This window comes from Microcoleus sp. C2D2, from assembly GCF_036702495.1.
Classification (GTDB): domain Bacteria; phylum Cyanobacteriota; class Cyanobacteriia; order Cyanobacteriales; family Microcoleaceae; genus Microcoleus.
In genome coordinates this window covers 1-7,208 of sequence record NZ_JAUBTO010000246.1, presented here as the reverse complement: position 1 = coordinate 7,208, position 7,208 = coordinate 1, and the positions used below count along the sequence as shown (strand labels likewise).

6 protein-coding genes are annotated in these 7,208 nt (G+C 47.6%); 2 read left to right on the top strand and 4 right to left on the bottom strand.

Annotated features, from left to right (window positions below; all coding sequences use genetic code 11):
* Positions 1–196 precede the first annotated feature (196 nt).
* Positions 197–1,252: a glycoside hydrolase family 104 protein gene (locus QUB61_RS36680; protein ID WP_333136003.1), complete on the top strand. Its 1,056-nt coding sequence runs from the start codon at positions 197–199 to the stop codon at positions 1,250–1,252.
* A 243-nt stretch (positions 1,253–1,495) separates the two neighbouring features.
* Here the strand turns inward: QUB61_RS36680 and QUB61_RS36675 are convergent, their stop codons facing one another.
* From QUB61_RS36675 to QUB61_RS36665, 3 genes are all read right to left on the bottom strand, one after another.
* A complete protein-coding gene (locus QUB61_RS36675) occupies positions 1,496–2,212 on the bottom strand; it encodes a DevA family ABC transporter ATP-binding protein (RefSeq protein ID WP_333136005.1) in 717 nt (238 codons plus the stop codon).
* A gap of 359 nt (positions 2,213–2,571) precedes the next feature.
* Positions 2,572–3,756 (bottom strand): ABC transporter permease DevC, encoded by a 1,185-nt coding sequence (devC, locus tag QUB61_RS36670; protein ID WP_333136007.1) that lies wholly within the window; start codon positions 3,754–3,756, stop codon positions 2,572–2,574.
* Between the two features lie 147 nt (positions 3,757–3,903).
* A complete protein-coding gene (locus QUB61_RS36665) occupies positions 3,904–5,331 on the bottom strand; it encodes an HlyD family efflux transporter periplasmic adaptor subunit (RefSeq protein ID WP_333136009.1) in 1,428 nt (475 codons plus the stop codon).
* A gap of 112 nt (positions 5,332–5,443) precedes the next feature.
* Here QUB61_RS36665 and QUB61_RS36660 point away from each other — a divergent pair, with 112 nt between their 5' ends.
* Positions 5,444–6,055 (top strand): TetR/AcrR family transcriptional regulator, encoded by a 612-nt coding sequence (locus QUB61_RS36660; RefSeq protein ID WP_333136011.1) that lies wholly within the window; start codon positions 5,444–5,446, stop codon positions 6,053–6,055.
* Between the two features lie 88 nt (positions 6,056–6,143).
* Here QUB61_RS36660 and QUB61_RS36655 read toward each other — a convergent pair whose 3' ends face one another.
* A complete protein-coding gene (locus QUB61_RS36655) occupies positions 6,144–6,971 on the bottom strand; it encodes a flagellar assembly protein H (RefSeq protein ID WP_333136013.1) in 828 nt (275 codons plus the stop codon).
* Positions 6,972–7,208 lie beyond the last annotated feature (237 nt).

Below are 7,208 nucleotides of genomic sequence, written 5' to 3'. Positions count from 1 at the left end.
AACCGCTAGCGACAGAGCGAGGGACTAGCTACGCATCAAGCGGGTGTCGTGACTCAAAAAACGTAGTCAATTAAGACGCTCGGCCCTAGGGGAACGGCTTGTTAGATTTCTCCTTCAAGCCTCATGCCTTTAGGCTGAGGTTCCTGACCCGTTCTAAGTGGGAACCTTCAACAATAAGTGATATCAGGAGGTAGTATTGTACGCACCAGAACATCGGGAAAGCCATCTGCAACCCCTTTCAGACATCGAGCTAATTCGCCTGTGGGTCGATCGCAAATCCCCCCGCAGCAAGCGCTTTAGCTGGCAGGCGGCCCACCGTTTTCGGCTGTTTGTAGAAAAACCGCTGGCAGAAGTGACTCTGACAGATGTCGAGACTTTCGCCGCAGCAATGAGGGTGAGCAAACTTGCACCCGGTTTCTACAAGCAAACCTTGCTAGCCCTGAAATCGCTGTTCGCCTTCGGCCAGCAAACGGGAATCTTGCCCGCAACCATCCCCCTGCACGGGTGGCCGGTGCAGCAGCGCAGGCAACTGTCCAAACGCCTCCGTTTTATACTCTCTTGGACTTTGTGCATCTGTTTGTGCTTTTTTTTGGGTCGAATGACGGCGAGAGTGTGGGGACAATCAGTCTGGGCAGAAAGGTCGCCCGCCTCGAAACGCCTGCCGTCCGTTGCAGCGCTCAACTCACCAGACGCGAGAGAGGATAACATCGAGGGTTCACCGGAACCCGAAACTGCAACCCTGAATTCACCAGATCCCAGAGAGGATACCAGACTCGATACCATCGGGCCCGAACGTCGAGTCCAAGCCTTTCTCGACACGATTGCCGCCGCGGAAGGCACCGCTAGCCCCAACGGCTACCGCACCCAGTACACCGGCACGAAATTTGCCAGCTTTCAAGATCATCCCAGGGAAATGAGGTGCGGCCGCCGCTACGGCAAAAAACTCTGTTCCGACGCAGCGGGGCGATATCAGTTTCTCAGCACCACTTGGGACAGATTCGCCAAAAAATTTAGCATCAGCGATTTCAGCCCAGAAAATCAAGATTTGATGGCTATAGAGTTAATCCGAGAAAAAGGTGCATTAGAAGATGTAGAAGCGGGCCGATTGGAGTCAGCAGTGAGAAAACTCGCTTACATCTGGCCTTCTTTTCGCCGTTATGGCGGTTCCGTGGAATCGTCGATGCCGAAACTAGAAGCAATGTATCAGCAAAATTTGGAGATCGATCGCCAAGGATTGATTGTTAGCAATTAGTCAACAGTTCAAGGACGAGTTGAGATAGCGGTTTGGGAATTTTGGATGAAATTTTGACATCCAAAATTGAAAATGGGGGAGTTATGGGTGATATCAAATCCGTTAGTATCGGAATAGTAAATTCGAGTTCACTGTTGACTGTTCACTGTTGACTGTTCACTGTTGACTGTTCACTGTTGACTGTCAACATCATTCCGGTGTAACCGGAAATGATATGATGTCTATTCTTCGGAAAATTAAAAATTAGGCTAATTTTCCATCTTCCATGTGAACGATGCGATCGGCAATATCCAAAATTCGGTTATCGTGGGTTACTAACAAAATAGTACAACCCTGCTCTTTGGCAAGTTTCTGCATCAAATTCACCACTTCGCGACCGGATTTGCTGTCCAGGGCGGCTGTTGGTTCGTCAGCTAAAACAATTTGCGGTTGACTGACCAAAGCGCGGGCGATCGCAACTCTTTGTTTCTGTCCCCCTGACAAATCATCTGGATAATAGTTAATCCGCTGTTCCAGTCCTACTAACTCTAGCATTTTTGCAGAGCGATCGCGCATTTGAGAACGCGACAAATTGCCGTGAACTTCCAAACCCATCTGCACGTTTTGCAGCGCCGTCAAACTGCGGTGTAAATTGTGCGCCTGAAAAATATAGCCGATTTTGCGCCGCGCCTTTACCAATTGGTCTGCACTTGCTTTGCACATTTCTTGACCGAGAATTTTGAGACTTCCCGATTGACCGGATCTCAGTCCGCCAATCAAAGTTAAAAGCGTGGTTTTTCCCGAACCGGAAGGTCCCGTCATCAGCACAATTTCACCTGCATTAATTTCGAGATTAATGCCAAAAAGTACCTGTTTTCGCAGTTGGCCTTGACCGAAGTAGTGGTCGAGGTCGTGCGCGGAAACTACAGGTGCAGGAATCTGTAAGGCGTTGGTTGTTGGGTAGAGAGTAGTAGAGTTCATAACTTTTTGGTTTGAGGTTTTAGATTTAACAATAAATCGCTTTCGTCGCCGACAATGCAGAGAACAAACAAGAGAATGATTACAAAAAAAATATGTGTGCAGTCAGGGCTTTATAGCAATCCTCAATCATTTGTGAATTTCTTACTCCCTCCCCTCGATCGGGGGAGAGTTGGGCTGGGGTAAAAAATTTACTACTCATTTATGATTGCTATATACAAAATCTGGCTTTAATACCCCCTTTATTCTTTAGTCAGCGGAGGCGGACTGCGTTTTTGTAGTAGCGCTTTCAACCGCCGAGTCTTATAAACAGGTTTATAACCCGGATTTAGTGTCCTTCATACTCTCTGATTCATTTTCGCTTAAAACATATCTGCCGGGTCTGCTGCTTGCAGTTTGCGAGTGGCAATCGCTCCCGAAATAGTACACATAATCACGTTCATAATTAATACTGCAACCGCTCGAAGCAGCGTCATGTACAGGGGTAAATTTGTGGCTTGGCGAGTTAAAGAGTAAAGTCCGAAAGAGACTCCTACTCCCGGCAAAAAACCGAGGAGGGAAAGAATTAGAGCTTCTTCAAAAACGATGCCGAGTAAATAAACATTGCGGTAGCCCATCGCTTTGAAAGTAGCGTATTCTCCCATGTGGTCGCTGACATCGGTTGAGAGAACTTGATAAACAATAATGACACCAACTACAAAACCCATCGCTACGCCTAAATTAAACACAAAGCCGATCGCAGTATTCTTAGCCCAGTAGCTTTTCTCAAAATCGATAAATTCTTCTTTGGTTAGTACCTTGACATCCGGCGGTAAGTATGCTTTCAAAACTTGTTGGACTTCCACGGGGTCAGCACCCGGTTGCAGTTGAATTAATCCGGCATTGACACTCGCGGCGTTTTGTCTGGGAAACAGGCGCAGGTAATTTTGATCGCTAGTCATCAAAATACCATCGGCGGCAAAAGATGCTCCAACTGTGAATAAACCGCTGACGTTAATCCTGCGTCGCTCGACCTCAGCTTTAACGGCTTTGCCTCGATCGATTTGCGCGATCGTTCCTTGGTAATCTCCCCTAGAAGCTCGATCGAACAACATAGTATCCGGCAATTTAATCGCGCTCAAATTTTGGTTAACTTCTGGAAGCGCAAACGCCGGGTGATTCGGATTGAAACCGACCACCATCAGCGACGTTTCGCGCCGAGTTTCGGGATTTTTCCAGTTAGCAATTTTCACGTAAAGCGGCTCGGCTGATTTCACGCCCGGTACGTTCATTGATTGATACAATCTGCGCCTGGGGAAGGAAGACAAATTAATCAGATTTCGCCCTTGGGGGTGAATCAAAACTAAGTCTGTTTGCAAGGCTTGATGCAGCCGCGTATTGCTGGTGTAAAGGGCATTTTGAAAGCCTAGCTGCATGAACATCAAAACGTCTGCAAAGGCAATTCCTGCTACTGCAACGAGCATTCGCCCTTTGTCGTGGCTCAGTTGCAGCCATCCGAGGGAAGTTCTGCGTTTTAATTGTTGTAAGGGTTGGATGAGTCCAAGCATAGGATTTTAGATGTGGGGTTACTGATGGTTTACTCTCTTCGTACTGAAAGAATATGTGATTATTGAACCGCGAAGACGCGAAGAACACGAAGGAAGAGAGAGGAAGAAGTAGAGAGTTTTTACGGGGAAGAAAGTAACATTTTTTAGTTAATCTTTAATTTCGCCGATCGCCACTTTGACTTGCAAATTGGTTAATCCCGCTACTTTCTGGCTGGAAGCTTCATCTAAGCGTACTTTTACTTCCACAATTCGACTATCAATATTCGCAGAAGGATCGGTGTTAACTATGTTTTGCCGCTGCACTTGCAAACCAATATGTTCGACGGTTCCCCGCAATTCGCCGGTCAAAGCATCGCTAGTAATTTTGGCGGTTTGTCCGAGGCGTACTTTGTCTACATCGCTTTCGTAGATTTCCGCAACAGCCAGCATCTGGCGAGTTTGTCCGAGTTCGACAATGCCGTCGTTTCCGACTCTTTCCCCGGGATGCGTGTGAATTTTCAGGACTTGCGCGTCTGAAGGAGCACGGATGTAAGCTAGATCCAGATTGGCTTTGGCTTGTTTGGCTGCTGTTGCGGCCACGCTGACTTCGGCGGCGGCTGCTGCTATGTCAACGGGACGCACTTCGGCGATGCGATCGAGATTTGCTTTGGCTTCGTCGATTTGCTGTTGTCGAGATTGCTCAACTTGGCTGAGTTTGGCTTGCGCTTCGTTAATCTGCTGTTGGCGCGATTGTTGAATTTGATTTAGTTTGGCTTGGGCTTCGTTAATCTGTTGTTGGCGGGATTGGCGAATTTGATTCAGTTTTGCCTTTCCTTCGTTGATTTGCTGTTGGGCTGTTTCGGCGGCGAGGCTTTTGCTTTCGCTAGTTGAGGCGGAAATTGCTCCCTGTTCGTACAGTTGGGAGTAGCGCCGATCTTCGCTTATGGCGTTGCGGAGTTCGGCTTGTAGACGGGCAATTGTGGCTTGTTGGGTTTGAATTTCTCCTTGCTGTTCGGCCCTCAACCGCGCAATTGTGGCTTGTTGCGCTGCAATTTCAGTGCTGCGATCGATTTCTAGACGGGCAACGATCGCCTGTTGCGCTGTGATTTCGTTGCTGCGATCGGCCTTTATGCGGGCAATGGTGGCTTTCTGGGCTTGAATTTCGCCGTTTTTGGCTCCAGCTTTGACTTTTGCTAGGTTTGCCTCGGCGACGCGCACCTGTTCTTGAGCTTGGTCGAGGGCGGCTTGCTGGCGATCGCGGCTGTCCAAAATTGCGATCGCCTGACCTGTTTTCACCCTGTCTCCTTCTTTTACTAGGAGTCGATCGATCCGGTTTCCTTCCGCCGCACCGGAAGCGGAGACTTTAATTACTTCTCCTCTGGGTTCGAGTCGCCCCAAGGCTGTAACTCCGGTTAATTGGGATGCTGCGACGGCTGCTGCTGCTGCTGCTGCGTTGGGATCGGGTATGCGCGATCGCCAGATACTGTAGCCTGTGGTTCCCCCTGCCGCCAGGGTTGCTACTGCTGCCACAACTAGGAGTTGTTTAACTAGGGATGGAGTTGAGGATAAGCCGTCCCCTGTTGCTCGGTGTACCATGACACACCTCATTTTTTAGGTTAATAAAACTAAACCGTTTAGTTCTAATTTAATACTAAACCGTTCAGTATAATGATGTCAAGACCCGAAGCAAGAATTACAAAGACAAGCGATGGCCAGGACAAAACCCAGCGAACCAGACAGCGCAGCAGCAAGTGACAAAACCGAGCAAATCCTGCAAGGTGCGATGCAAGAATTTTTAACCCACGGCTACGCGGGGACGAGTATGGACAAGGTAGCGAAGACGGGCGGAGTTTCCAAAGCCACGGTTTACAGCTATTTTGCAGATAAAGAAGGATTATTCGCGGCTTTGGTACAGCGGCTGGCGCGAGAAAAAGTCCATTTTACAGTTCTGGATGAAGAACCGGCCGTAGCGCTGCGATTCGTTGCCACAACTCTATTAGAGCAGGTAACCCAGGAACCTGAATTTCTCAATTTTGTGAGGTTAGTGATTGCGGAATCGGGGCGTTTTCCCCAGCTAGCGCAGACTTTTGTGAAAAACTTAGCTAAACCGGGTATCGAGCGCCTTACTCAATATTTGGCATCGCATCCAGAGTTAAAATTGCCCGATCCGGAGGCAACGGCGCGGATTTTTATTGGATCGCTGGTATATTTCCAGTTAACGCAGCATATGATGCACGGCAAAGATATTATCCCAATGGAGCGCGATCGATTGATCGAGGGTCTGCTGCACTTGATTTTATCCCGGCAGTCCAATTCCTAAGTGCGATCGACAGAATCTAGGAATTTTATTTGATAATTATTTAAATGCCATAAAGAGCGAGATCCCTTTATGGCTGCGATCGCAGGTTTTAGTCAGGTGTTTTTCCTAACCTTTCCCTCAATTCATCAGCCGATAACTGCGGCAGTTGTTCTACAAACAATGTCAATTCTGCCACAGGCAATGCCAATAAATTAGTAACTGCTGCAGGCAGAATATCGCCCAATTCAGGCGATCGCATTTGCAACGCACTTTCAGCTAACAATTTAACCGCTGCTTCCCGCCCTGTTTCATCGACTGTCAGCATCGATATTGCCAGCAACAGCACTGTAAATTCCGCCGCCTGCAACTTGGATATTGGAGATAGAAAAACAGTCATTTTTGGACTTAATTCTCCAAATCTAACTCGCAGAAAGTTTTCTAAAATTAAGCGCTGTTGTTCTTGTCTGCCTCGTTCTAGTCCTTGTTCTAGTCCTTGTTCTAGTCCTTGTTCTAGTCCTTGTTCTAGTCCTTGTTCTAGTCCTTGTTCTAGTCCTTCTTCTCTAGCTTGTTGCCGTGCTGCTTGTATTTCTTGTTGAAAAAGTGGTGCAATGGTCATAATTAACTCCCGCTCTTCTGGCTCTAATTCTTGTGGCGCATCCGTTACTAAATTTGACTGTAACCGATACAGCAATTCTAGCGCGATAATCCGCAACGGATCGTCTGCAGCTAAAGCGCTTAATTGGGAAATAGCCCTTTGCTGCACTCCCCCTTTGCCCAAAATCCTCAACCACAGGGTTTCTGGAGTTTCTGGCAACTGGTGAATCGCCACAATTGCAGTCCGCAAAGATTCCCCGAAAAAATAAATTCCCTGCATCCAATTCTCTGTGTCTGGTATCGCATTAAAGCTATCTACCAATGCTTTCGATGCTGTGGGCATCAATCGATTTTAGATTTTAGATTTTAGATTTTAGATTGAAGAAAGTGAAGTAAACATCGATTTCTCGGACTTCGGAAGTCACATCTCTACCGACATTGACCGTTCCCATCGGCGAAAGCAATTCCTCTAGGTATTCTTTGGCAAAGCGATCGTGAATAAAAATCGCGAATTAAATAACTTACAATTTTAATTGTTATTGTGGGATGGGCGTCCCGCCCGTCCTTTTTGGACGGGCGG